The organism is Pedococcus sp. P2_D7 (genome assembly GCF_056404295.1).
Window position 1 is genome coordinate 1 of sequence record NZ_JBFUEH010000002.1, and the last position, 24,557, is coordinate 24,557.

Below are 24,557 nucleotides of genomic sequence, written 5' to 3' on the forward strand. Positions count from 1 at the left end.
GCCTGGGTCACCACATACGCCGAGGACGTGCACACCATGGTGGCGCCCGGCGCCAACGTGGTCGACGGACAGGTCACGGTCACGGCCGGACCCGCGGGGGCGACCAGCTGGTCGGCCACGCCCACCCCGGTCAGGGTCACGTCACCGGTGTTCTCCACGGTGAACGAGAACGTGACCTCGTCACCCACCCCCGCCAACCCGTCATTGTTGCTGTCGGTCGACAGCGAAGCCGACTTCACCAACGTCAACCCCGACCCCGACGGAGCGGGCGTCACAGTGGTCGAGGGCGGAGTCACGACCGGCGGGCCGGTGGGTGGGGTCCCGGACGCGGTCGCACTGTTCCGCACCGCGCCGGCGTCCACATCAGCCTGGGTCACCACATACGCCGAGGACGTGCACACCATGGTGGCGCCCGGCGCCAACGTGGTCGACGGACAGGTCACGGTCACGGCCGGACCCGCGGGGGCGACCAGCTGGTCGGCCACGCCCACCCCGGTCAGGGTCACGTCACCGGTGTTCTCCACGGTGAACGAGAACGTGACCTCGTCACCCACCCCCGCCAACCCGTCATTGTTGCTGTCGGTCGACAGGGCCGCCGACTTCACCAGGGTCAGGCCGGGGCTTTGGGCCACGCAGGTGGTGAAGTCGTCACTGTTGTTCGTTGCCGTCGGGTCGGCCTCATTCCCCACCACCGAGGCCGTGTTCACGATGCATCCGAGTGTGCTGGGCGCGGTGGCCGTGATGGTGATGGTCGCGTCGGCTCCCACCGCGAGGACGCCACCGAGGCAGCGGACGGCATTCCCGGTCACGACGCATCCCGGCGTGCTCGATGACACGTTGGTGTACCCCGCAGGCACGACGTCGTTGACCACCCAGCCTGAGCTGATGTTGGGGCCATTGTTGTGGACCGTCAGCGTCCAGGAGACTTGGCCATTGGGCAGCACCGTCGCCGGACCGGTCTTGGCAATCGACAGGTCCACCGGACTCGGCGGCGCGGCGATGGTGAGCCGGTAGTCCTCGACCTCGCCCGCGTCTGCGGCGCCGATGGGTGACTGCGTCTGGGTGGCGTTGTACCCGACCCGGAATCGGGCGTACGTGTCTCCAGTGGTCAGGCCGGAGATGCCGGTCCAGGTGAGCGTCGCGGAGGTGGCGCCGGCGGCGAAGGTCGCGCAGGCGCGCTCTGCGGGGTTGTCGAAGATCCCGTCCTTGTCGAAGTCGACCCACCCGCAGACAGTGCCTGCCTTGCTGGCCCCAGAAAGGGCGACCGTGGTGCTGTAGCTGGTCGTCGCGGTGGTCAGTGGGGCGAGGGTGACGCCGTTGTCGGCGCCGTCCAGCGCGGCGGTCGCGCTGGCATTCGGCGAGACGGTGCCGTTGGCGACGGTGGCGTTGTCCTCGGTGACGCTGGACCCGAGCTTGACGTCGGACAGGACCGCGCGGGCCGCGTTGCCCTGGTCGTAGGACGAGGGGGCGTCGCCGAAGTCCTCAGGCGCCGTGACCGCAATCGCGAACCCGTCCTGGTTGTGCCCCGGGTCCGCCGCGTTGTTGTCCGTGTGCGGCTGGACGCCGGCCGTCGTCTGGGTGAAGATCGCGCTGACACTGAACGTCACCGACGTGACCGTCCCGCTCACCCGCACCGAGCCGCACGCCGCGGTGGTCGCGGCCGAGGGGAGCGTCGTGCCGGTCGCCGAATCTGACTGGGCGGTGGTCTCGCACCGATAGGACGCGTTGTCGTTGTTCGTGGTGATCTGGTTGCCTGAGACGGCGAGGTTGCCACCGCTCAGGTCAGTCAGGGTGACCCCGGGCGTGGTCAAGGTCAGGATGTCGTGCAGCTGAGAGATCCCGGTCACGACGTTCCCCGGCCCCAAGAAGTGCACCTCGCCACCGAGGCCGGCGAGGCTGAGGATCGGATTGGTCACGGGCTGGCTGAAGTTGATCGTGATCGTGCCCAGCCCGGAGCAGGTGCCCACGGCAGGACAGTTGTTGATGGCGTCAGTCAGCACGTTGACCGCAGGAGTGGTCGACGCCAGCCCGGGGGTGTAGTCGCTCGCGACGTACCCTCGCCCACCCAGGGTGGTCGCGCTGGTCACCGACGTCAGACCCGTCGCCGAGATCGACGTGGTCAAGGCAGACCCTGGCATGGTCGTGGTACCGACGCCACCCACCACGGTCGCCGGCGTGGTCGCCACCTGGTAGGCCTGCGCCGCCGGGTTGAACAAGCCAGAAGACACCAGCAGAAGCGCCACGATCGCCGCGACCCGAGGCCAACGGCCCCGAGCCCTCGGACCGCCAGAGCGGGTCAAGGTCATGACAGGCATGCAGGGGTCCAATCAGCATTCGAACAGGGGGCGGCCGCGTCGCGCGGTTCTCGCCTTAGGGAGTGCTGAATCTCCAAAATGTGTCGCGGCCGGAATGTGATCTAGGTCACATTGGCCTAGCGGAGGCCCGGCGCAGGGCACACCACAGCGGCAGACGGCCGGGCCCGTTACGGGCTGCTCCATTTCCTCGGAAGCGCCGGATAGAGCGCGGCGACCTCGAACTTGAGGGTGTCGCCTGCGGCGGCCTCGATCTCGATCCGCCGCTCGAACTCAGCCGCGGCAATGGCCTCCAGTGCGCTCCCATATGGGCCGGAAAACGACATGTTGCATCCACTCGAGTCCCGGCAGACCACGATGTGGGGCAGGTCCATCTCCGCGGTGGCAATCTCCGTCAGGAACTCCCCGATCCGATCCCCCAGCCATCCGTTCGACGACTCGTCACGCCAAGTCTTCACGTCTCTTCCCATCGCTCGGTCGTCTCGACACCCTCATAGACTCGACTGGGCCCTGGAGATGACACCCGGGCGTCGCGACCCCGGTGTGATGGCATAGGGGACATGACCTCTCGAGCGGGCACAGGTGGCGAGCGGAACGCTGGTGGCGACGCCAAAGAGGGTGACCTCGCAGTGCTCGCAGAGCGGGCGCGTGGTCTGGCTGCGAGGGCAGCTGCCTCAGGACGTGGTCGCGCCGTCCTCGGCGTCACCGGCGCGCCCGGGGCCGGCAAGACCACCCTCGTGCGTCACCTTCTCGCCGAGCTCGCGGACCACCCACTGGAGGGCGTGGACGCGGACTGGGTCGCGCACGTGCCGATGGACGGGTTTCACCTCGCGGACGCCCAGCTGGAGCGCCTGGGGCTGCGTCAGCGCAAGGGGTCACCCGAGACCTTCGACGCCGCCGGGTATGCCGCGCTGCTGGAGCGGGTGCGTACCGAGACCGCCCAGACCATCTACGCGCCGGGGTTCGAGCGCGACCTGGAACAGCCGATCGCGGCCGCCCTCGCCGTGACTCCGACGACGCGGATCGTCATCTCCGAGGGCAACTACCTGCTGCTCGACGAGCCGGTGTGGCGCCGGGTGCGAGAGGCGATGGACGAGGTCTGGTACTGCGACCTCGACGAGCCGACGCGGGTCGAACGCCTGGTGGCACGGCATGTGGAGTTCGGCAAGGAGGCCGACGCAGCTGCGCTCTGGGTGGAGCGGGTCGACCAGGCGAATGCCGACCTCGTCGCAGGAACGCGAGCCCGCGCTGACCTCGTGGTGACCGCCACGCCCTAGTGGCCGCCCCCGGCCCCGAGGAGGACGGTCAGAAGCCGTCGCGGGCCATGTTGGCGAAGCGGGAGTAGTGGCCCTGGAAGGCCAGCACGATGTCCTTGGTCGGACCGTTACGGTGCTTGGCCACGATCACGTCGGCCTCGCCCTCACGGCCGGGGTCGGACTTGTCGCGGTGGAGCAGGATGACCATGTCGGCGTCCTGCTCGATGGACCCCGACTCGCGCAGGTCCGACATCTGCGGCCGCTTGTCGGTGCGCTGCTCGGGACCACGGTTCAGCTGGCTGATGGCGATGACCGGGACCTCGAGCTCCTTGGCGAGCAGCTTGAGGGCACGGGAGAACTCCGAGACCTCCTGCTGGCGCGACTCGACCTTCTTGCCGGAGCTCATCAGCTGGAGGTAGTCGATGACGACGAGCTTGAGGTTGTGCTGCTGCTTGAGCCGCCGGCACTTGGCCCGGATCTCCATCAGCGACATGTTGGGCGAGTCGTCGATGAAGAGGGGGGAGTCGGTGATCTGGCCCATGATCCGCGCGAGCTTCTTCCACCCCGCGTCGCCGATGGTGCCCTTGCGCAGGTCCTGGAGCTGGATCTGGGCCTCGGCCGAGAGCACCCGCATGGTGATCTCGGAGCGGCTCATCTCGAGCGAGAAGACGGCGGTCGCCATCTTGTGCTTGATCGCTGCGGCCCGCGCGATGTCGAGCCCCATCGTGGACTTGCCGACCGCGGGTCGTGCCGCGAGGACGATCATCTGGCCGGGGTGCAGGCCGTGGGTCAGCTCATCGAGCTCGATGAACCCGGTGGGCACCCCGATCATCTCGTCGGTGCGCCCGGCGGCGACCTCGATCTCGTTCAGCGTCTCCTCGAGGATGTCGCCGAGCGCGTGGTAGTCCTCGCCGCCCCGCTTGTCGGCGACCGCATAGACCTCTGCCTGGGCGGCGTTGACGATGTCCTCGACGTCGCCGTTGCCCTGCTGGTAGCCGAGCTGCACGATGCGCGTGCCTGCCTCGACCAGCCGTCTCAGGACGGCCCGCTCGCTGACGATCTCGGCGTAGTAGCCGGCGTTGGCGGCGGTCGGGACGGCCTGGATCAGGGTGTGCAGGTAGGCCTGGCCACCGACCCGCTGCAGGTCGCCCCGCTTGGACAGCTCGTCGGAGACGGTGATCGCGTCGGCGGGCTCACCCCGGCCGTAGAGGTCGAGGATCGCGTCGTAGATCAGCTCGTGGGCCGGCCGGTAGAAGTCGGTGCCGCGCAGGCCTTCGACGCAGTCGGCGATCGCGTCCTTGGAGAGGAGCATGCCGCCGAGGACGGACTGCTCGGCGTGGAGGTCCTGGGGCGGAACACGCTCGTCGCTCGGTGGGGGGCCATCGCCGCCGCTCCCGAACGCACTCGTGCTCAGCTCCGCAAGGGACACTCGGGCAACTCCCTGTCACAATCCTCGACGCCACCGGGTGCCGTTCGACGGCCACCGGCGACGAACTCCACCTGTGTGATTCGAGTACACCAGTCGGCACCGACAAACCTCCGCCGACACCACCGGGACCCGTGATCGGCACAACGTATGGCCGCCCGACCCGCAGCTCAAACCAGCCCTGTGGAAAGGCTGGGGACAAGGTGTGCGCAACGCCCGGGTCCCTTGTGCACAGTCAGGGGATAACCCTGTGGATTTCGCGACGGTCCGTCCGACGCAGGGGTGCTGACCTGCGGTTTCATGATCCACGGGGTGTGGACCCAAGAAAGTTTCGGGCGTGTCCACGCCCGGGGTCTTCCACATGACGCAGGACACACTCGGCGCCCGCGACGTAGCCTGAGGGCATGTGCCGCAACATTCGCCAACTGCACAACTTCGAGCCGGCCGCCACTTCCGACGAGGTCCGCGCCGCCGCGCTCCAGTACGTCCGCAAGGTCAGCGGCAGCACCAAGCCGAGTGCTGCGAACCAAGCGGCCTTCGACGAGGCGGTGGCCGAGGTCGCCCACGCGACCCAGCACCTGCTCGAACACCTCACCACGACCGCGCCCCCCAAGGACCGCGAGACCGAGGCCGCGAAGGCCCGCGCCCGCGCCCAGGTGCGTTACGGCGCGGCCTGATCCGCCGGCACCTCACCTGAGTCACGCGGCATACCACTCGTGGTATGCCGTGGGGCTGCGACCCACGCGTGCCGCACCGCGGCGAGGCCTGTGGATATCCCGGCGAGGTGTGACTGGCGCGCTGCCATCGTGGGGCCATGCCTTCAGCCAGCACCGACTCACCTAGCCCCGCGACCGACCGCCGCCGTCCCCGCATCACGCACCTCGTCCTGGTCGACGGACTCCCGGCCGACCACTGGGTGGAGGAGAGCGCCGACATCGCGCGTCCCGTCCGTCCGCGCGCCGCGAGTGGCCGGGCCGGGAGGGCCGCTGCCCTGACCACGGAGGGCGAGCAGCGCGACGCCGAGCTCCGGTGGCTGGAGGCGCTGGTCGGCGGGCGTGCCGCCCTGCTCGCCCTCGACGACCGCCAGCTCGAGCAGCGGGCGCTCGTCGTGCCCGACCTGGGTCCCGCGCTCAGCGACCGGGCCCGGGCGATCGGCGCGGAGTGCGACCGGCTCGCGGTCGACGTCTTCGGCGACCAGGAGCTGGGGGCAGCCCTGCGTCGCCTGTGGGAGGCGGTTCTCGTCGCCGACCCGGGGATGCTCGCTCGGAGTACCCGCGACGACACGGCCGTGGGGGCGCTGGTGTGGGCGGGCGCCCAGGCCAACGGGCTGCTCGGACCAGAGGGGCGGCTGCTCGCCCGCGACCTGTGGCCACGGCTCGGGGTGCCGGCCTCAGCAGCGGGTCGCGGGTCGGCCCTGCTCGAGCGACTGGCTCCGGGCGCCGACCTGCTGGTCGCTCCCCCGGGGGCGCCACGGCTGCGCCCGACGGGGCGGCCCGAGGTCCTCCTCGCGCAGACCCGCGCACTCCTCGTCACCCGACGCGACGCGGTGGTGGCCAGCTGGTCGCGATGAGTTCTGGTGCCGGCCTCGGTCAGTACCGGTGAAGCAGTTCTCAGCAGACCCCAGCCAGAAGCACCCACACCACCGAGGACATCCCATGAGCGACACCAGCTGCACCACCGAGGCGAGGCCCGCCGATGTCGACGCCGTCAATGCCCCACCGGTGAGCGACGTCAACGTCGCCCTGGTGATGCGGATCCTGACCCTGTCGACGTTCGTGGTGATCCTCAACGAGACGATCATGGTCAACGCGATCCCACGGCTGATGCGCGACTTCGCCGTCCCCGCGACGAGCGCGCAGTGGCTGTCGACCGCGTTCATGCTGACGATGGCGGTCGTCATCCCGGCGACCGGCTGGTTCCTCCAGCGGGTGACGACCCGCACGGCCTACGCCCTGGCCATGGGGCTCTTCCTCACCGGCACCGCCCTCGCCACCCTGGCGCCGACCTTCAGCGTCCTGCTGCTTGCCCGCGTGGTGCAGGCCAGTGGCACCGCGGTGATGATGCCCCTCCTGATGACGACGATGATGACGCTGGTCCCCGCGCAGGAGCGGGGCAAGGTGATGGGCAACGTCACCCTCGTCATGTCGGTCGCACCGGCGCTCGGGCCGGCCGTGTCCGGCCTGCTGCTGGAGCTCGGCTCGTGGCGGCTCATCTTCGCCATCGTCCTGCCGATCGCGGGCGTCGTCGGCAGCCTGGGGCTGCGCGAGCTGGTCAACATCGGCGAGCCCACCAGCACCAGGATCGACCTGCCCAGCGTGGTCCTGTCGGCGATCGGCTTCGGGGCGCTCGTCTACGGCCTCAGCGGCCTGGGTGAGGGCGGCCGCGCGACGCACACCGTTCCTCCGGCCGTGGTGACCGCGGCCGGCGTCCTCGCCCTTGCCGCGTTCGTGCGGCGTCAGATCGTCCTGCAGCGTGGCGCCGGCGCCCTGCTCGACCTGCGCACCCTCACCTTCCGCCCGTTCGCCGTCTCGCTCGGCGTGATGTGCCTGGCCTTCATGGCGATGATGGGCGCGATGATCCTGCTCCCCCTCTACCTGCAGGAGGTCCTGCACCTCAGCACCCTGATGACCGGGCTCCTGCTGATGCCGGGTGGGCTCGTCATGGGTCTGCTCGGACCGGTCGTCGGTCGCGCGTACGACCGGTTCGGCGCCCCGCGCCTGGTGGTGCCCGGCGCGATCGTCATGGCAGCGACGCTCGCCCTGTTCACCTTCGTCGGCACGGACACCTCGCCATGGCTGCTCCTGGTCAACTACGTCGCGCTGATGGCCTCCCTGGGGCTGGTCTTCACCCCGGTCTTCACCTCGGGCCTGTCGGTCCTGCCCCCGCACCTCTACGCCCACGGCAGCGCCGTCCTCGGGTCGCTGCAGCAGGTGTCCGCCGCGGCCGGCACCGCCATCGTGGTCAGCGTGATGGCCGGTCGGGCCGCCTCGGCCACCGTCGGCGGCGCCGCTCCCCTCGACGCGTTGAGCACTGGGGTCCGCTGGGGCTTCGCGGTCGGAGCAGTGTTGGCCCTCGGTGTCGTGGCCGTCTCGTTCGCGGTCCGCACGCCGTCCACCGCCGGGGCGCCCGCGCAGCACTGACCTCGCGCTGCACAGACCCTGTGACGCCCTGGCCGCCTGCGGTCAGGGCGTCGTCGGTGTCGTCGTCGGCGTCGTCGTGGACGTTGGCGTCGTCGCCGCCTCCCCGGCGACTTCGCGGCAGCGCGTCTGCTGGTCCGGGTCCATCACCGTGAGCGGCACCTGCTCCTTGGCCGCCACCGCACCGAGGAGACGGCAGAGGTCCTCGACCTCGGCAGCGCTGGCCGGTCCGTCGGGGGTCCCCCAGCCGTTCTGCGACTGGAGCTGGTTGACCACCTGGTTGGAGATGCTCCCGGTGTCGACGTAGGGGTCGTCGTCGTTGGCAGCTCCGCAGGACGCCAACAGGATCAGCACCAGGACCACGTTGACCCACGTGGGCAGCTGCACGACCGGCGGCTTGGGCGGCGGCTGGACGGGTTGCTGGATCGGCTGCGACATGGACTCCCCCTGAGAAGTGCGACGACGGTGCGACGGCGACAGTGTGACGCGCGAACGGGCATGCTGGCTCCGTGACACACCCCGTCGTCCCCGCGATCCGGACAGCGCTCGCCGCGGCCGGCGACCCGGATCGCGCCGCTACCCAGCAGGCGTACATGAAGTCGCAGATGCCCTACTGCGGCATCACCTCACCCGAGCTGAAGGCGCTGCTGCGGCCGATCCTGGCCGACCCGGCGCATCGGATCGCCGAGCGCGGGGAGTGGGAGCGGGCGGTGCGCGACCTCTGGGACGGCGCCACCCACCGCGAGGAGAGGTATGCCGCGACGGCCCTCACCGGGCAGCGCGCCTACCGCGCGTGGCAGGACCCGGACACCCTCCCGCTGTACCGACACCTGGTCGTCACCGGCGCGTGGTGGGACCACGTCGACGAGGTGGCGAGCAACCGGATCGGACCGATCCTGTTGTCCCACAAGGCAGAGGTCACCCCGCCGGTCGAGCAGTGGATCGAGGACGAGGACCTGTGGCTGCGGCGGACGTCGATCATCTGCCAGCTCACCCTCAAGGAGCGCACCGACGTCGGCCTGCTGCGAGCCGCCATCGAGCCCAACCTCGAGGACCCCAGCTTCTGGATCCGCAAGGCGATCGGATGGGCGCTGCGTCAGTACGCCCGCACCGACCCGGACTGGGTGCGTTCGACGGTCGCGGAGTACGACGGCCGGCTGAGCGGGCTGAGCCGACGCGAGGCGCTCAAGCACCTGTGAGGGCAGCGTCCTCGACGCCGCCCCGCACGACGCTGCGCGCGATCGCGAGCGCAGCCAGCGAGGCAACCGCCGCCACGAGGAAGGCGCCACCGATCCGCCCGGCGTCCGACAGCGAACCTGCCGCGGCAGCGCCGACCGACGAGCCGACGAGGAACGCGGAGATCAGCCACGCGAAGGCCTCCGTCGTCGTCCCGGACGGGGCGAGCCGGTCGACCAGCTGGAAGACACAGGTCAGCACCGCGGGCAGGCCCACGCCGCTGCCGACGGTGAGCACCCCCATCACCCAGGGGTTCGAGGGGACCACGGCCAGCGCGGCATACGTGACGACGAGGACACCGAGCCCGAGCAGGAGGTCACGCCGCGGATCGCGGTGTGGGGCGAGCGGGCTGTAGGCGACGCCACCGATCAGGGCACCCAGGGCGTTCGCAGCCACCAGCCAGGGTGCGAGCCCCCGGTCGCCGATCGACTCGGCGTAGGCGACGAGGGCCACGGCCGGCACGCCGATCGTGAGTCCTACCAACGCGATTGCCGAGTAGAGGACACACAGCCGGGGCGAGCGCAGCGGACCCAGCCAGTGGCGGTCCTCGTGCACCGGGGGGACCCACGCGCCGGATGCCCGCGACGCCACGAACCAGACGGTGCCGATCAGCCCGACCACGCCCGCGGCCACGAGGCCGCCGCCGTCACCGCCGACCTGGGCGAGCAGCACTGCAAGCGGCCCGAGGACGAAGATCAGCTCTTGAGCCGCCGCGTCGAGCGCAAAGGCCGAGGGCACCTGGCGCGGGGACAGCACCGACGGCCAGAGGGTCCGCAGCGCCGGCTCGAGCGGCGGAGTCGACAGCCCGGCCACGAGGGCCACGACGAGCGCGCCACCGGACGGCACCCACGGCAGCACCGCGAGCGCCAGGGACGACACCACCCCGCCGAGCACGAGGGCCGGGCGCTGCCCGCGCAGGTCCATCACCCGCGACAGCGCCGGCCCGCCCAGGCAGCAGCCGAGCGAGTATGCCGCGGTGAGCAGCCCCGCGCGCCCGTAGCCGCTGCCGGTGTCGCGGGCGAACAGGACCAGGGCCAGCGGCACCATGCCGTTGGGCAGTCGTCCCGCCAGCGCCGAGAAGAGCAGGCGCGCGACCTGGGGACGTCGCAGCAGGGCACCGGGGCCGAGGGACTCCGCAGACGGTGCGGGCTCAGCCACCGAACGGCCAGCCGACCTGCATGGTGGGGTGCTCCTCCCCGTCGATGCCGGGCTCGAGGTAGTGCTCACGGCCGAAGAACATCGCGAAGAAGTCGTCAGGCATCGAGAGCATGCCCTCGATGTCGGTGGCCTGGCTGCGGTGCGCCTCCAGCGAGGCCCGTCGCTGGACCAGGTAGTCGCTGGTGTCGACCTGCCAGGTGATCTCGGCCTCGGGAGTGCCGAGCGGGTTGCCGTCGTCCATCGGGCTGTCCGGGTCGAAGGCCTGGTCGCCGGCGCCGGCGGCCACCGCTGCCTGGAACACCCCTCGGACGATGTCGCGGTTCATCGTCGACTCGAGCAGCCGCGGTCGACGGGCGGCCAGCTCGGCCGCGCGGTGCACGACGGGGTGGACCTTCACGTGGTCGGGGTGGCCGTAGCCGCCGTGCCAGTCGTAGCCCACGAGGACGTCGGCGTCCTCCTCGTCGAGGATCGCGACGAGCCGCCGGGCCGCCTCGTCGACGTCGGCGCCGTGGAACGCGTTCGCGTGGGTGTTCTGCTCCCACCCGGTCATGCCGGAGTCGGCGTAGCCCAGCCACTCGATCCGCTGCACCCCGAGGGCGTCGGCACTGGCCTGGGCCTCGCGGCGCCGCCAGTGGACGAGCGTCTCACCGTCGGGCAGCCCGGCTGCGGGGAGCTCACCGTGGTCGCCGTTCGTGGCGAACACGGTGACGACGCGGTGGCCCTCGGCGACGGCGCGAGCCATCGCGCCCGCCGTCTGCGAGGCCTCGTCGTCGGGGTGGGCGTGGAGGAAGACGATCGTGGACACGACGCCATCATGCCAACGCCCCCCGACGCCCGGTCCTCGGCTGTCTCACCCTGCGAAATAGTTACCTCTACCTATTTACGCCACTGGCCCGGGTCCCGACACTGAATCGGTGACCACCACCGACTTCCCTGCCCTCGTTGCCCGGCTCGACCTCGAGACCAAGGTGCGGCTGCTGACCGGCGCCACCTCGTTCACCCTCCACGGGGAGGACGAGATCGGCCTCGCGCCGATGGCCTTCTCCGACGGCCCCACGGGCGTCCGTGGGCTGAAGTTCGTCGGGGGCGACCACGTGGCGCTCTTCCCGAACGCGACCCTGCTCGCCAGTGCCTGGAGCGAGGAGACCGCCCACGAGGTCGGCGAGATGCTGGCCGAGGAGGCCGAGCGCCAGCAGATCCACGTCGTGCTCGGCCCCACCATCAACCTGCACCGCTCACCCCTCGGTGGCCGGCTCTTCGAGGCGTACTCCGAGGACCCGCTGCTCACCGGCCGGCTCGCCGCGGCATACGTGCAGGGCTTGCAGGGCAAGGGAATCGGCGCCTGCCTGAAGCACTTGGTGGCGAACGAGTCCGAGACACTGCGCAACTACATGAACTCGGTCGTGACGGAGGACGTGCTGCGCGAGGTCTACCTGCTGCCGTTCGAGATCGCGGTGGAGGAGTCGCAGCCGTGGTCGATCATGGCGGCCTACAACGATGTCAACGGGGTGCCGGCCACCGAGCAGGTCCACGTCAACACCGAGATCGTGAAGGACGAGTGGGGCTGGGACGGCCTGCTCATGAGCGACTGGTTCGCGACCAAGACGTCGGCCCCGGCCGCACTCGGCGGTCTCGACCTGGTCATGCCCGGTCCGGACGGCCCGTGGGGCGAGGCCCTGGTGGCCGACGTCCGCTCGGGTGCGGTCGACGAGTCGGTCATCGACGAGCACGTGTGCCGCCTGCTCCTGCTCGCGCAGCGCGTCGGTGCCCTCGACGTCCCCGGCTCCACGGACGCCCACCGCAGCTGGCCGACCGACTCGCTCGCGGCTGACGCGCCGGAGCGTCGGGCCCAGCTGCGGCGACTGGCGACGGACGGCATGGTCGTGCTGCGCAACACCGACGGCGTCCTGCCGCTGGCGGCGGGCCCGACCGGCGGGTCGGTCGCCCTGATCGGTCGGCACGGCATCGAGACCGTCTGCATGGGTGGCGGCTCGGCCCAGGTCAACCCTCCCCACCAGGTCTCCCTCGCCGAGGGGCTCCGCGCCCAGCTCGGTGACCGGCTCGTCGTCGTCGACGGCGTGGACGTGCGCGAGAGCCCGCTGCCGGCCGCGCTCGACGCCATCCGCGACCCCTCGACGGGGGAGCCGGGGATGCGGGTCGAGCACGTGGACGCCGAGGGGGTCGTGATGCTCGAGGAGCACGTCGACGGGGCCGAGGTCACCACTGGATGGGACGACACCCTGCCCCGCCAGACCGAGCAGGTGCGGCTCAGTGCCCGCCTCGCCACGGGCGGGCGGGTGCGGGTGGGAGCCAAGGGCGCCGGTTCGTGGCGGGTCAGCGTCAATGGCACCGAGATCGGCCGGGCCGACCTGGTGTCGACCGGGGCGGACCCGGGCGAGGCGATGTTCAAGCCGCCGGTCTGGACCGCCGACCTCGAGGCGGGCGCCGGTGCGCTCATCGAGGCCGAGCTCACCGTGATCCGTTCGGAGCCCCAGCCCGGCCCCGACGGCACAATGAGCACCCTGTCGCACATCCTCGCCTCGGGCATGGGCACCAAGACCCTCGTCGTCGCACCGGTGCCGGCCCCGGTCGACGAGACGCTCGCAGCGGCCGCCGCGGCGGCGCACGGCGCCGACGTCGCCGTCGTGGTCGTCGGCCTCACGCCCGAGCAGGAGACGGAGGGCAGCGACAAGACCACGCTCTCGCTGCCCGGTGAACAGGACGCCATGGTCCGCGCCGTCGCGGCGGCCGCCACCCGGACGGTCGTCGTGGTGAACGCCGCGACCCCGGTGCTGATGCCGTGGGCCGACGAGGTCGACGCCATCCTCGTCGTGGGCCTGCCCGGACAGGAGGGCGGCCACGCCGTCGCCGATGCCCTGCTCGGCGTCCGCGAGCCCGCGGGCCGCTTGGTCACGACCTGGCCGGCCGCCGACGGGGCCGCGCCCGCGTGGACCGTCGAGCCGACCGACCTGCAGCTCGACTACACGGACGGGTCCTTCGTCGGCTACCGCGGGTTCCACGCCGGCCGCGCCGCTGCTCCCGCCCACTGGCTGGGCGAGGGCGAGGGCTACGGCGCCTGGGACTACCCGGCGGCGGCGCTGGCCGGGACCGAGCCGTCCCCCACCGTGTCGGTGACGGTGCGCAACACGGCCGGTCGCGACTCGCGCGAGCTCGTGCAGGTCTACCTCCAGCCCAGTGAGACCGACCAGCCCGTGCGACTGGTCGGCTGGTCCACCGTCGACGTGGCGGCCGGGGAGTCGGCCACGGTCGAGGTCACCACCGACGCCAGGCTGTGGCGTCGCTGGGACACCGCGGCCGGCGCGTGGGCGAGCCTGGCCGACGGCGGCGAGCTGCTCGTCGCCCGTGGGCTCGGCGACATCCGCTTCCGCCTGCCGCTCGCGTGACCACGCGGCATACCGGAGAGCCCGCTCGGCGGGGTCGCGGTCGACCCCGTGGTCCGGGCGGCGAGGCGACCGCCGCCACCCGGGAGCGGATCGTCTCGGCGGCTGCTGAGCTGTTCGCCGAACGCGGGTTCCACGCGACCCCGATGACCGCGGTCGCCGAGGCCTCGGGGCTGTCGCAGAGCGGGCTGCTCCACCACTTCCCCAGCAAGGAGGGGCTGCTCGCCGAGGTGCTGCGAGCGCGCGACGTGCGCGACCTGGCGACCCTCGCGACCGGTCGCGACCGCGCCCCCCGCGGCTGGGAGGTGTGGGACGACATGACCCGGCTGGTCCGGCTGAACAGCGACCGCGAGGCCATCGTCCGGCTCTTCACCAGCCTCGCGGGCGAGGCCGTCGACCCCGACCACCCGGGGCACGGGTGGCTCCGCGAGCACCACCGCAGCGCCGTCCAGGCCCTGACCCGTGCCTTGCACGACGCCGTGGCGGACGGCTCGGCCGACCCGGCCGTCCCGGCGGAGAGCCTGGCCCGTCAGGCGGTCGCCCTCATGGACGGTCTGCAGGTGCAGTGGTTGATGCGGCCCGACGAGGTCGACATGGCCGGCGACTTCGCCTCGTTCGTCGACGGCGTGCGCACCCGCTGGACGCCCTGACGACCTCGTCACGGGTCGCGGCTACCGTGGCGCGGTGAGCACCGGCCCCGGCAACCCCGCAGAGCAGTGAGATGACCCAGCGCCGCGAGATCCTCCGGCTGGCCGTCCCCGCCTTCCTCGCCCTCGTCGCCGAGCCGCTCTTCCTGCTGGCCGACTCCGCGATCATCGGCCACCTGGGGACCGCCCAGCTGGCCGGGCTCGGTGTCGCCAGCGCGACCCTCATCACCGCGGCCAACATCTTCGTGTTCCTCGCCTACGGCACCACCTCGATCGTGGCCCGGCAGATCGGTGCGGGCAGCGAGCGGGGAGCGCTCGAGGCCGGCATCGACGGCACCTGGCTCGCCGTCGGGCTGGGCGCGCTGACGTCCGTCGGTGTCGCCGTAGCGGCCGAGCCGCTGTGTCGCGTCTTCGGCGCCTCTCCGGACGCGATCGGGTATGCCGCGACGTACCTGCGCATCTCGGCCCTCGGCATCCCGGCCATGCTCGTGGCGCTCGCCGCCACCGGCGTGCTGCGCGGGTTGCAGGACACCAGGACCCCGCTGGTCGCCTCCGTCGCCGGGTTCTCCGCCAACGTGGTCCTCAACCTGGTCTTCGTCTACGGGTTCGGCTGGGGCATCGCGGGCTCGGCGTGGGGCACGGTCATCGCCCAGACCGGGATGGCCGCCGGACTCGTGACGGTCATGATCAGGCACGCGCGCCAGGCGGGCGCCGGCCTGCACGCACACCCGGGACGCGTGCTGCGGGCTGGCCTCACCGGCATACCGCTGCTCGTGCGCACGCTCGCGCTGCGCGCCATCATCCTGCTCACCACCTGGGTCGCCGCAGGACTCGGCGACGTGCCGCTGGCCTCGCACCAGGTGGCGGCGACGGTGTGGACCTTCCTGGCGTTCGCCCTCGATGCCCTGGCCATCGCCGCGCAAGCGCTCACCGGCCGCGCGCTCGGGGCCGGTGACGTCGCCGCGGCTCGCGCCGCCACGACCACGATGCTCCGCTGGGGGGTCTGGGGCGGAGCCGTCCTCGGGCTGCTCGTCCTTGCCGTCCACTCGCTCCTGCCCGCACTCTTCACGACCGACCCCGCCGTGCGGGCCGCGCTCTCGGCGGCGTTGGTGGTGGTGGCGCTGGGCCAGCCGCTCGCCGGCTACGTCTTCGTCGTCGACGGTGTGCTGATCGGCGCCGGCGACGGCCGCTGGCTGGCCAAGGCGATGGCCGCGACCCTGCTGCTCTACGCCCCCCTGGCCCTCTGGGTGCACGCGAGCGGCGACGACCTCGTGGCTGCTGGCGCCCCTCGGGCGGTGACCGTGCTGTGGCTCGTGTTCACGGCGTTCATGGCGATCCGGGCGACGTTCTTCTGGTGGCGCATCCGTGGCGACGACTGGGCGGTCACCGGCGCGGCCCGCTAGCGACCTTCGGCTTCGGGCCCGCCGAGGGCACCGCGGTGCTTTCGGTCGCTATGCCGTGCCCCACCCTGGGGGGCACGGCATAGCACGCGGAGTGCGCGCTGCTGCCCGTCCCCGCTGCCTGTCGCCGGTGAAGCGAGGGTCGAGCCGGCTGGCCTCAGGAGACCCGGGTGGCCGCCTCCCGGCGGGGGTCCCCTGCGGCGTCGAGCGACCCGTCGGCCAGTCGTCGGGCGGCGCCCACCCCGCCGAAGAACATCGACGTCGCCCCGTGCGAGAACGACTGCAGCCCAAGGCGTTCGATCGCGGTCGAGATCTCGGGGTCGTCCTCGTGGTCGACCCGCGGCGTGCCATCGTCGAGGATCCGCACGTGCACCCGGGGCGCCTCGATCGCCTCCTGCATCGGGGTGCCGGTGAGGCAGTGCCGACCCAGCACCTGCATGAGGGCCGTGGTGATGCGGTCGGCCCCGGGGCTCCCGATCGCGAGCGCCGACCCCGACGAGGACCGCGCCACCGAGGGGGCCATGTTGGAGGCCAGCCGCGTGCCGGGCGCCAGCGCGTGCAGCCCCAACCGGTTGAGCTCGGGCTCGCCGAGGCAGTTGTTGAGCATCAACCCCGTGCCGGGCACCGTTGCGCCGGAACCATATCCGCTCGAAGCGGTGATCGCGCAGATGGTGCCGTCGCTGTCGACCGCCGAGACGTGCGCGGTCGAGGACGAGGTGGGCAGTCCGGCCAGCCCGTTGCGGTCGATCGACTCGAGGAGGGCGTAGCCGTCCTCCTCCAGGTCCGTCGACAGGTCGTGCACCTGGTGGCGGAACGACAGCACCCGGCCCTGGATGTCGATGATCCGTGACCAGTCCCAGCCCACCGCCGCCAGCTCGCGGAGCATCACCGCGAGCATCGGGCCACCGACCGAGGGTGGCGGGTTGAGCGCGAGGTCCCACTCGCCGAGTCCCAGCCGCAGTGGTGTGCGGACCACTGCCCGGTATGCCGCGAGGTCGGCTGCCGTGACCAGCCCACCGCGGGCGTCGCTGTCCGCCGCGATCCGGGCCGCGAGGTCACCGGTGTAGAGCGACCGGGCCCCCTCGACCGCGATCTGCTCGAGGGTGTCGGCGAGGTCGGGGTTGGTCGCCAGCTGCCCTGCGGTCACGATGGCCCCGTCGGCGCCCCTGACCAGGGGTCGGGTGTTCTCGTCCCAGCCGAAGACCAGGTCACCGGTGATCGCCAGGTAGGTGGCGGCCGCGCCGCCGATGGCGTACCCGGTGCGCGCGGCGTCGATGCTCGGGGCCAGCACCTCGCGCCACGGCGCAGATCCGTGCCGGTCGTGGGCGACCCCCAGGGCCGCGAAGGCGCCCGGCGTCGCGACCGAGCCGTGCCCGGCATACAGGGTGAGGCCACCGCCGTAGGAGGTGCGCACCTCGTGCAACCCGGCCCCGAAGCGGGCGGGGTCCTGGCCGCGCCCGGGCATCTCGACGTTGCCGTCGACCAGCTCGGGGTCCCCGCCAGCCGGCCAGATGCTGACGAACGCGCCACCGGCGGCCGAGACGATGCCGGGCTCGGTGGTCATCGCCGAGACCATCGCCGCGATGGCGACGTCGACGGCGTTGCCCCCGGCAGCCGCGGCGGCCAGGCCGGCGTCCGCAGACGCGGGACCGGTGGCCGCGATCGACACGCGTCTGTCCATGCGCTCGATTCTGTCCCATGGCCCCTGCCGGTGCCACGGCTGCCGCTGCGCGTCTAGCTGGCGGGCGGTGCCTCGGTCGGCGTCACGAGGGCACGCTGGTCGGCCTTGTGCGCCAGGTAGGCCTCGTGGGCCGCCTGCGTGCTGTCGAGCTCGCTCACCTCGGCGACGGGCACGTCCCACCACGAGCCGCTGTCCGGCGAGTGCACCGTCGGGTCGGTCTGCACGTGGATGACGACCGGCCCGGGGTGGCTCGACGCCTTCGCCTGCCGCACCGCGTCCTCGAGCTCGGCTCGGGAGCGCACCTCGATGACGTGGGCTCCGAGGCTGCGCGCGTTGGCGGCCAGGTCGACCGGCAACGGGTCGCCGTCCAAGCGGCCGGAGGAGTCGTCGCGGTACCGGTACCGGGTGCCGAACCGCTGGGAGCCGAGGCTCTCCGAGAGCGACCCGATCGAGTGGAACCCGTGGTTCTGCACCAGCACCACGATCACCTTGACCCGCTCCTGCACGGCGGTGACGAGCTCGGTCGGCATCATCAGGTAGCCGCCGTCGCCCACCATCGCGAAGACGTCCCGGCTCTGGTCGGCGAGCCGGGCGCCGATCGCCGCCGGGATCTCGTAGCCCATGCAGGAGTAGCCGTACTCGACGTGGTAGCCCTTGCGGTCCCGGACCCGCCACAGCTTGTGCAGGTCGCCGGGCATCGAGCCGGCAGCGCACAGGACGACGTCTCGGGGATCGGCGAGCTCGTTGACCACCCCGAGCACCTCGCCCTGGGTCAGCAGGCCGTCGGCGAGCGCGTCCGTGACGGCGGGAGCAGGGTGGTAGGTCGCCTCGACCTGCTCGTCCCAGGCCGACCACAGCTCCGCCTGACGGGTGCGGTGCGCCTCGTCGACGGTGTACCCGACCAGGGCCGCAGCGAGCGCCGTCAGGCCCTCGCGGGCGTCCGCGACCACCGAGAGCCCGCCCTGCTTGACGGCGTCGACGGGCGCGGCGTTGAGGTTGATGAAGCGAACTCCGTTGTCCCGGAAAGCGCTCCGCGATGCCGTGGTGAAGTCCGACCACCGGGTGCCCACCCCGATGACGACGTCCGCCTCGGCGGCCAGGGCGTTGGCAGCGGTCGTGCCGGTCGAGCCGATGGCTCCCACGAGCTGGGGGTGGCCGTGCAGCAGCGAACCCTTGCCCGCCTGCGTCTCGGCCACCGGGATCCCCGTGGCGGCACACAGCGCCGCGAGCGCCTCCTCGGCGCCGGAGTAGTGGACACCGCCACCGGCGACGAGCAACGGGCGGCGGGCCGTCCGGACCACGTCGGCGGCAGCGGCGATCCGCGACGCCTCCGCCGGGGGGCGGGCGATGTGCCAGGTGCGCTCGGCGAACAGCTCGACCGGCCAGTCGAAGGCCTCCGCCTGCACGTCCTGGGGCAGCGCGATGGTCACGGCGCCGGTCTCCACCGGGTCGGTGAGCGTGCGCATCGCGCCGAACAGGGCGGACGGCAGCTGCTCGGGTCGGTTCACCCGGTCGAAGAACTTCGAGAGCGGTCGGAACGCGTCGTTGACGGTGACGTCCGCCGCATACGGCTGCTCGAGCTCCTGGAGCACCGGTGCGGAGACGCGGGTCGCGAAGGTGCCCGAGGGCAACAGCAGCACCGGGATCCGGTTGATCGTCGCCAGCGCGGCACCGGTGAGCATGTTCGTCGAGCCGGGGCCGACCGAGGCCGTGCAGACCCAGGTCTGCAGCCGGTCGCGCTGGCGCGCGTAGCCGACCGCGGTGTGCACCATGGCCTGCTCGTTGCGGGCCAGCACGTAGGGCAGCGGGTTGTCGCGCTCACGCCCCTCGTACGCGAGCTCCTCCTGCAGCAGGGCCTGCCCCACCCCGGCGACGTTGCCGTGGCCGAAGATGCCGAGGCACCCGGCGAACAGCCGCTGCCGTTCGCCGTCGCGCTCGCTCCACTGCTGCCCGAGGAACCGCACCACCGCCTGGCCGACGGTCAGCCGCACCGTGTCACTCATGTGTCGTCTCCGAACGTCTGTTGTCTCCGAACGGCAAGCGAGGGTCCACGGCCTGGGTCGCCCAGGTGTCGCGCACCCAGGTGTGGGCCGGGTCGTCACAGATCATCCACGCCCGCTCCGGCCCGGGGCCAGCCATGACGTTGAGGTAGTAGAGGTGCGCCGCCGGCGGAGCCATCGACGGACCGTGCCAGCCGTGCGGCACGAGGACCACGTCGCCGGTGCGCACCTCGGCCAGGACGTCGATCGGCCGCTCGTCCGTGCCGTAGACCCGTTGGTAGCCAACGGGATCCGCGACCTCCGGCGCGCCGCCGACGGGCCGCACCTCGAAGTAGTAGATCTCCTCGAGCTCGGTCTCGACTCCCGCTCGTCGTTCGTCGTGCTTGTGGGGCGGGTAGGAGCTCCAGTTGCCGGCGGGGGTCACCACCTCGCACGCGATGATGGAGTCGGCGTCGAGCACCCCGGGCACGCCGAAGTTGCGCACCTCGCGGCTCGCCGCCCCGGCACCCCTCAGCTCGACCGGCACCTGCGCAGCAGGCACCACCGTGACGGCCGGGGTATGCCGCGTGCGCGCCTTCGCGCCGCACACCGCCACCCGCGCCGGGCCACCCTCGGCGACCACCGTGAAGGCGACCTCGCTGGCGAGGTGGACGATGTCGGTGGGGCCGGCGAAGACGTGCGCCCGCCCGGCGAGGACCACGTCGTCGTGCCCGTCGGTCCGCACCCGGACCGACCCGTTCAAGGGGACCACCACGTGCTCCCACTCACCGGCCGTGCGGCTGCGTTCCTCGCCGGCGGCGAGCGAGGTGACGGCCAGGCTGGTGTGCTGCCACCCCTCGACGGTGTCGTCCACGGCGACCTGCCAGCCGTCGGCCGACGCGGACCCCAGGGGCAGCACCCAGCGGGCGTTGTCGACGCCGCTCTGCGTCTCCTTCACCGGTGCGCTCCGTGCACGAGCTCCCCGGCGATGTCGACGGCGGCCGCGACGTCACCATCCGGCGGGTAGAGCAGGGCCCGGCCCACCACCAGGCCGCGGACCGGCGGCAGGGTGAGGGCGCGACCCCACGAGGCGTAGGTGTCCTCGGGGTCGCCCTGCGGGTCGCCGCCCAGGAGCAGGGTCGGGAGGGTGGTGGCGTCCATGACCCGCTCGAGCCCGTCGACGACCGGCAGCTTGAGCCAGGTGTGCGCGCTCGAGCCGCCCAGGCCCGACGCGATGTGGATCGAGCGGATCGTCGAGTCGGGGTCGAGCAGGTTGACCACCCGTCCGTCACGGCGCTCACTGAGGAACGGCTCGACCATCGCCATCAGCCCGCGCGCGGCGAGCTCGTTGACGGCGTGCGCCGTGGCCTCCAGCGTGGCGACGGTGCCCGGGTCGTCGTAGCAGATGCGGGTCAGCGTCTTGCCCCCGTTGAGGCCGCAGGCGGCGATGTCCTCTGCCCGGTAGGCGGTGAACCGGTCGTCGAGCTCGAAGCTCGCGCCCTGCAGGCCGCCGCGGTTCATCGAGCCGATGACCACCTTGTCCTCGAGGGCCCCGAGCAGGAGCAGGTCGTCGAGGATGTCGGGGGTGCCCAGGACACCGTCGACCCCGGGTCGTGAGACGGCCGCGACCAGGCGTTCGAGCAGGTCGTGCCGGCTGGCCATCGCCCACGGGTCAGCGCGCACCCCCAGGGCACCCCGCGCGGGGTGGTCGGCAGCCACGAGGAGCAGCCGGCCGTCAGCGCGCAGCAGGTCGCGGCGGGTCCGGGCGGCCCAGGCCCGGGCGATGCCCTCCGGGTCGGTGGCCCGCAGCTCGGTCAGCTGGGCCACGTCGACCGCACCCGTCGCGGAGCCGGTTACCGACCCGGTCTCCGGGCCGGTCACCTGCCCGGTCATCGGAGCGCGTCCTGTCGCCCGGCTCCGGCGAGCCGGGCCAGCACCTCGGCGGTCGTCGGCATCGCGCTGGAGCACTCGAGGTGGGAGGCGACGATCGCACCCGCCACGTTGGCGAACTCGATGGTGCGACGCAGGTCCCAGCCCTCGAGCAGCCCGTGCACGAGCGCGCCGCCGAACGCGTCGCCGGCCCCGAGGCCGTTGACGACCGCCACCGGGAACGGCGCCACCTCGACCCGCTCCTCGCGGGTGGCTGCGAGCACGCCCTTGGGGCCCTGCTTCACGACAGCCAGCTCGACCCCTCGCTCGAGGAGGGCGTCAGCCGCGCGCTGCGGGTCGGTCTCGCCCACCGCCACCTCGCACTCCTCGCGGTTGCCCACCGCCACCGTGACGTGCCCGAGGGCGCGGTCCACCTGGGCACTGGCCTCGGCGGGGTCCGGCCAGAACATCGGCCGGTAGTCGAGGTCGAGCACGGTGTGCTGCCGCCGGGCGCGGGCCTCCCAGGCGGCGAAGTGGGCCGAGCGGCTCGGCTCCTGCGAGAGGCCGGTGACCGTGGACCAGTAGACCCGGGCGTCCCGGATCGCCTCGAGCGGCAGGTCCTGCGGCTCGATCAGCAGGTCGGGGGCCGTGGGGTAGCGGTAGAAGTAGAGCGGGAAGTCGTCCGGCGGGAAGACCTCGCAGAACGTGACCGGCGTGGGCGGCCCGTCGACCGGGGCGACGAACCGGTCGTCGACCCCGAACCCGCGCAGGGCCAGGTGGATGTAGCGACCGAAGGCGTCGGCGCCGGTGCGGGTGACCAGGGCGACGTCCCGACCGTGGCGGGCCGCGGCCACGGAGACGTTGGTCGCGGTGCCGCCGAGGAACTTCTGGAAGGTCTCGACCTCCTCGAGCCCGACGCCGAACTGGAGCGGGTAGATGTCGACCCCGGTGCGCCCCATGGCGACCAGGTCGTAGCCGCCGTCGTGCGCCTCGTCGGTGATCGGGTCGGTCACGTCAGATCCCCACACCGGAGTGCTGGGCCGCGAGGCCCAGCAGGTAGTAGTAGCTCGCCTCGACGTCGGCCGCGGGTCCGTCGCCCTCGGGAACGCCCGGGAGGATGGTGTCCTGCTCGAGGACGTACCACCCGGCATACCCGCTGTCCTCCAGGGCCAGCACGATGGCGGCGATGTCCACGTCACCCTGGCCGAGGGGCACGTACATGCCGGCGGCGACGGCGGCGGTGTAGGTCGTCTCGCCGGCCTGCACCTGGCGGGCGAGGTCGAGCCGAACGTCCTTGAGGTGGGTGTGCGCGATCCGGTCGGGGTGCTCGCGGGCGACGCGCACGGGGTCGCCGCCGCCGATGAGCAGGTGACCGGTGTCGAGGCAGAGCCCGATCCGGCTGCCGGCGAGCACGCGGTCGGTCTCCTCGCCGGTCTCCACCATCGTGCCGACGTGGGGGTGCAGGGTGGCGGTGAGACCCCGGGCGGCCGCTGCAGCCGCCAACCGGTCGAGGTTCGCCAGCAAGGTCGACCAGCCCTGGTCGTCGAGCTGCGGGCGGTCGTCATAGCCCTCCGCGCCCGTCGCGGCGGCGATGACCACCGTGGACGCAGCGGCTGCCACGAGGTCGACCATGGCGGTCTCGAGCTCGGGCAGCGGGTCGTGGCCGGGGTCGTGCAGGACGAGCGGCACGAACTGGCCCACGGCGGCGAGCCCGTGCTCGCGCAGCGTCGCGACCTTGTCCTGCGCCGAGTCGGGCAGGAAGCCGTCGGGACCGAACTCGGTGGCGGCCAGGCCCAGGTCTGACATCTGGGCGAGCACCACCTCCGGGGACAGCTGGTGACCCCACCCGGGCACCTCGCAGACCCCCCAGGAGATCGGCGCCCCGGCGATGCGGTCGGCCAGGGCCTCGGACGGAACGCCGGCCATGGTCAGGCTCCCTTGATCTCGGTGAGGTCGACGACGCGGCGCTCCGCGCGCGAGATCTCGCAGGCCTCCGCGACCCGGAACGCCTGGAGCGCGTCCTCGAGCGTGCAAGGGCTGGGGATGCGGCGCGCGGCGACGTCGAAGAAGGCGGTCAGCTCGGCACGGTAGGCGGGCAGGAAGCGCTCCATGAAGGACATCTTGACGGGCCCGCGCGGGAAGTCGACCCCGTCCTCCAGCGAGCGCAGGGCCAGCGAGTCGTCCAGACCGACGGCGACCGCCCCGTGCTCCCCCAGGACCTCCATCCGGACGTCGTGGCCGGCCCCGTTGTAGCGGGTGGAGGAGACCTGGGCCAGGGTGCCGTTGTCGAGGGTGAGCAGGGCCGCGCCGGTGTCGACGTCGCCCGCGTCGGAGAAGAAGCTCGCCCCCTGGTTGGAGCCGGTCGCGTAGACCGAGACGACCTCCCGGCCGGTGACGAACCGGAGGATGTCGAAGTCGTGCACGTTGCAGTCGCGGAAGATCCCGCCACTGGTCGGCACGTACGCGGCATGGGGTGGCGCGCTGTCGCGGGTGTTGGCCACGACGGTGTGCACGAACCCGAGCTCGCCCGAGGCCACCACGGCACGCGCCCGGCGGTAGCCCTCGTCGAAGCGCCGCTGGAACCCGACGTGGACGGGCACGTCGGCCTCGGCCACCAGTCGGGTCAGCTCGATCGTCTCGTCGAGCGTCGAGGCGACCGGCTTCTCGCAGAACGTCGCGATGCCCCTGGCGACCCCGGCCCGCAGCAGCGGGGCGTGTCCGGGCGTCGCGGTGGCGATGACCAGCGCGTCGAGGCCGGAGTCGAGCAGCTCCTCGGTCGTGGCCGTCCACTCCAGCCCACGCTCGGCGGCGACCTGCTGGGCGCGCGCCGCGTCGACGTCGGCCACGACGAGCTGGTCGACGGCGTCGAGGCCGCGAAGGGTGTCGGCATGGAAGGCGCCGATCCGGCCGACGCCGGCGAGTCCGATGCGCATGTGCAGGTTCCGTTCACGGGTGAGGGGCGGGAGTCGGACGCAGGGCGGCGACACCAGCGGGAAGGAGGGCGTCAGGCCCGACGCCAAGCGTGCCGTCGGGGTGTGAGTCGTGTCAACCATTT

Annotated in this window: 21 protein-coding genes; 8 read left to right on the forward strand and 13 right to left on the reverse strand. The window is 72.2% G+C overall.

Annotation, left to right across the window (positions count from 1 at the left end; all coding sequences use genetic code 11):
* Positions 1-2,123: DUF7507 domain-containing protein (locus AC1DWJ_RS03460; RefSeq protein ID WP_477619985.1), on the reverse strand; the 2,123-nt coding region annotated here is incomplete at its 3' end.
* Positions 2,124-2,482: 359 nt separating this feature from the next.
* On the reverse strand, positions 2,483-2,770 hold the full coding sequence (locus AC1DWJ_RS03465; RefSeq protein WP_477619986.1) for a hypothetical protein: 288 nt from the start codon (positions 2,768-2,770) through the stop codon (positions 2,483-2,485).
* A 102-nt stretch (positions 2,771-2,872) separates the two neighbouring features.
* On the opposite strand from AC1DWJ_RS03465, the gene AC1DWJ_RS03470 reads away from it, so the two are divergent.
* Positions 2,873-3,589 carry a nucleoside/nucleotide kinase family protein gene (locus AC1DWJ_RS03470; RefSeq protein ID WP_477619987.1) on the forward strand — a complete coding sequence of 239 codons (717 nt, stop codon included), beginning with the start codon at positions 2,873-2,875 and terminating at the stop codon, positions 3,587-3,589.
* A gap of 28 nt (positions 3,590-3,617) precedes the next feature.
* On the opposite strand, the gene dnaB is transcribed toward AC1DWJ_RS03470, so the two are convergent.
* Positions 3,618-4,997: a replicative DNA helicase gene (gene dnaB, locus AC1DWJ_RS03475; RefSeq protein ID WP_457254501.1), complete on the reverse strand. Its 1,380-nt coding sequence runs from the start codon at positions 4,995-4,997 to the stop codon at positions 3,618-3,620.
* A 401-nt stretch (positions 4,998-5,398) separates the two neighbouring features.
* On the opposite strand from dnaB, the gene AC1DWJ_RS03480 reads away from it, so the two are divergent.
* From AC1DWJ_RS03480 to AC1DWJ_RS03490, 3 genes are all read left to right on the forward strand, one after another.
* The gene (locus tag AC1DWJ_RS03480; protein ID WP_457254500.1) at positions 5,399-5,671 is read left to right on the forward strand and encodes a DUF2277 domain-containing protein; all 273 of its coding nucleotides are present in this window, start codon (positions 5,399-5,401) and stop codon (positions 5,669-5,671) included.
* Between the two features lie 137 nt (positions 5,672-5,808).
* Positions 5,809-6,564, forward strand: coding sequence for a hypothetical protein (locus tag AC1DWJ_RS03485; RefSeq protein WP_457254499.1), 756 nt, complete (start codon positions 5,809-5,811; stop codon positions 6,562-6,564).
* An 85-nt stretch (positions 6,565-6,649) separates the two neighbouring features.
* Positions 6,650-8,134 carry a DHA2 family efflux MFS transporter permease subunit gene (locus AC1DWJ_RS03490; RefSeq protein WP_477619988.1) on the forward strand — a complete coding sequence of 495 codons (1,485 nt, stop codon included), beginning with the start codon at positions 6,650-6,652 and terminating at the stop codon, positions 8,132-8,134.
* Positions 8,135-8,176: 42 nt separating this feature from the next.
* On the opposite strand, the gene AC1DWJ_RS03495 is transcribed toward AC1DWJ_RS03490, so the two are convergent.
* Positions 8,177-8,569 carry a hypothetical protein gene (locus tag AC1DWJ_RS03495; RefSeq protein ID WP_457254497.1) on the reverse strand — a complete coding sequence of 131 codons (393 nt, stop codon included), beginning with the start codon at positions 8,567-8,569 and terminating at the stop codon, positions 8,177-8,179.
* Positions 8,570-8,640: 71 nt separating this feature from the next.
* On the opposite strand from AC1DWJ_RS03495, the gene AC1DWJ_RS03500 reads away from it, so the two are divergent.
* On the forward strand, positions 8,641-9,330 hold the full coding sequence (locus tag AC1DWJ_RS03500; protein ID WP_457254496.1) for a DNA alkylation repair protein: 690 nt from the start codon (positions 8,641-8,643) through the stop codon (positions 9,328-9,330).
* Here AC1DWJ_RS03500 and AC1DWJ_RS03505 read toward each other — a convergent pair.
* Positions 9,317-10,525 carry an MFS transporter gene (locus AC1DWJ_RS03505; protein WP_477619989.1) on the reverse strand — a complete coding sequence of 403 codons (1,209 nt, stop codon included), beginning with the start codon at positions 10,523-10,525 and terminating at the stop codon, positions 9,317-9,319. The genes AC1DWJ_RS03500 and AC1DWJ_RS03505 overlap by 14 nt on opposite strands.
* Positions 10,518-11,330 (reverse strand): PIG-L deacetylase family protein, encoded by an 813-nt coding sequence (locus tag AC1DWJ_RS03510; protein WP_457254494.1) that lies wholly within the window; start codon positions 11,328-11,330, stop codon positions 10,518-10,520. The genes AC1DWJ_RS03505 and AC1DWJ_RS03510 overlap by 8 nt, the downstream gene beginning before the upstream one ends.
* Positions 11,331-11,439: 109 nt before the next feature.
* Between AC1DWJ_RS03510 and AC1DWJ_RS03515 the strand changes: the two genes are divergently transcribed.
* The 3 genes from AC1DWJ_RS03515 (at position 11,440) to AC1DWJ_RS03525 (ending at position 15,976) form a co-directional block, all read left to right on the forward strand.
* Entirely contained in the window at positions 11,440-13,929 is a 2,490-nt protein-coding gene (locus AC1DWJ_RS03515; protein ID WP_477619990.1) for a beta-glucosidase, read from the forward strand.
* A complete protein-coding gene (locus AC1DWJ_RS03520) occupies positions 13,926-14,576 on the forward strand; it encodes a TetR/AcrR family transcriptional regulator (RefSeq protein WP_457254491.1) in 651 nt (216 codons plus the stop codon). Before AC1DWJ_RS03515 ends, AC1DWJ_RS03520 begins: the two co-directional genes overlap by 4 nt.
* Before the next feature lie 71 nt (positions 14,577-14,647).
* Positions 14,648-15,976 carry an MATE family efflux transporter gene (locus AC1DWJ_RS03525; protein ID WP_477619991.1) on the forward strand — a complete coding sequence of 443 codons (1,329 nt, stop codon included), beginning with the start codon at positions 14,648-14,650 and terminating at the stop codon, positions 15,974-15,976.
* Between the two features lie 154 nt (positions 15,977-16,130).
* Here the strand turns inward: AC1DWJ_RS03525 and AC1DWJ_RS03530 are convergent, their stop codons facing one another.
* From AC1DWJ_RS03530 to AC1DWJ_RS03560, 7 genes are read right to left on the reverse strand one after another with little or no spacing between them, the layout of a single operon-like run.
* Positions 16,131-17,654, reverse strand: a complete 1,524-nt coding sequence (locus AC1DWJ_RS03530; protein WP_457254489.1) for a gamma-glutamyltransferase — start codon at positions 17,652-17,654, stop codon at positions 16,131-16,133.
* A 53-nt stretch (positions 17,655-17,707) separates the two neighbouring features.
* Complete coding sequence (iolD, locus tag AC1DWJ_RS03535; protein ID WP_457254487.1) at positions 17,708-19,657, reverse strand: 3D-(3,5/4)-trihydroxycyclohexane-1,2-dione acylhydrolase (decyclizing); 1,950 nt, start codon at positions 19,655-19,657, stop codon at positions 17,708-17,710.
* Complete coding sequence (iolB, locus tag AC1DWJ_RS03540; RefSeq protein ID WP_477619992.1) at positions 19,650-20,591, reverse strand: 5-deoxy-glucuronate isomerase; 942 nt, start codon at positions 20,589-20,591, stop codon at positions 19,650-19,652. The genes iolD and iolB overlap by 8 nt, the downstream gene beginning before the upstream one ends.
* On the reverse strand, positions 20,588-21,526 hold the full coding sequence (locus AC1DWJ_RS03545) for a Cgl0159 family (beta/alpha)8-fold protein (protein ID WP_477619993.1): 939 nt from the start codon (positions 21,524-21,526) through the stop codon (positions 20,588-20,590). Before AC1DWJ_RS03545 ends, iolB begins: the two co-directional genes overlap by 4 nt.
* A complete protein-coding gene (gene iolC / locus AC1DWJ_RS03550; protein WP_457254511.1) occupies positions 21,523-22,461 on the reverse strand; it encodes a 5-dehydro-2-deoxygluconokinase in 939 nt (312 codons plus the stop codon). Before iolC ends, AC1DWJ_RS03545 begins: the two co-directional genes overlap by 4 nt.
* A gap of 55 nt (positions 22,462-22,516) precedes the next feature.
* Positions 22,517-23,428, reverse strand: coding sequence for a sugar phosphate isomerase/epimerase family protein (locus tag AC1DWJ_RS03555; protein WP_457254484.1), 912 nt, complete (start codon positions 23,426-23,428; stop codon positions 22,517-22,519).
* Positions 23,429-23,430: 2 nt separating this feature from the next.
* Positions 23,431-24,435 (reverse strand): Gfo/Idh/MocA family protein, encoded by a 1,005-nt coding sequence (locus tag AC1DWJ_RS03560; RefSeq protein ID WP_457254483.1) that lies wholly within the window; start codon positions 24,433-24,435, stop codon positions 23,431-23,433.
* Positions 24,436-24,557: the final 122 nt, after the last annotated feature.

Excerpts from the sequence above, each read along its gene's own strand:
- iolD (WP_457254487.1), bottom strand. The coding sequence starts at position 19,657 with ATGAGTGACACGGTGCGGCTGACCGTCGGCCAGGCGGTGGTGCGGTTC.
- AC1DWJ_RS03545 (WP_477619993.1), bottom strand. The coding sequence starts at position 21,526 with ATGACCGGGCAGGTGACCGGCCCGGAGACCGGGTCGGTAACCGGCTCC.
- AC1DWJ_RS03495 (WP_457254497.1), bottom strand. The coding sequence starts at position 8,569 with ATGTCGCAGCCGATCCAGCAACCCGTCCAGCCGCCGCCCAAGCCGCCG.
- AC1DWJ_RS03530 (WP_457254489.1), bottom strand. The coding sequence starts at position 17,654 with ATGGACAGACGCGTGTCGATCGCGGCCACCGGTCCCGCGTCTGCGGAC.
- iolC (WP_457254511.1), bottom strand. The coding sequence starts at position 22,461 with ATGGGGCGCACCGGGGTCGACATCTACCCGCTCCAGTTCGGCGTCGGG.
- AC1DWJ_RS03525 (WP_477619991.1), top strand. The coding sequence starts at position 14,648 with ATGACCCAGCGCCGCGAGATCCTCCGGCTGGCCGTCCCCGCCTTCCTC.
- AC1DWJ_RS03490 (WP_477619988.1), top strand. The coding sequence starts at position 6,650 with ATGAGCGACACCAGCTGCACCACCGAGGCGAGGCCCGCCGATGTCGAC.
- AC1DWJ_RS03560 (WP_457254483.1), bottom strand. The coding sequence starts at position 24,435 with ATGCGCATCGGACTCGCCGGCGTCGGCCGGATCGGCGCCTTCCATGCC.
- AC1DWJ_RS03555 (WP_457254484.1), bottom strand. The coding sequence starts at position 23,428 with ATGGCCGGCGTTCCGTCCGAGGCCCTGGCCGACCGCATCGCCGGGGCG.
- AC1DWJ_RS03480 (WP_457254500.1), top strand. The coding sequence starts at position 5,399 with ATGTGCCGCAACATTCGCCAACTGCACAACTTCGAGCCGGCCGCCACT.
- AC1DWJ_RS03470 (WP_477619987.1), top strand. The coding sequence starts at position 2,873 with ATGACCTCTCGAGCGGGCACAGGTGGCGAGCGGAACGCTGGTGGCGAC.
- AC1DWJ_RS03485 (WP_457254499.1), top strand. The coding sequence starts at position 5,809 with ATGCCTTCAGCCAGCACCGACTCACCTAGCCCCGCGACCGACCGCCGC.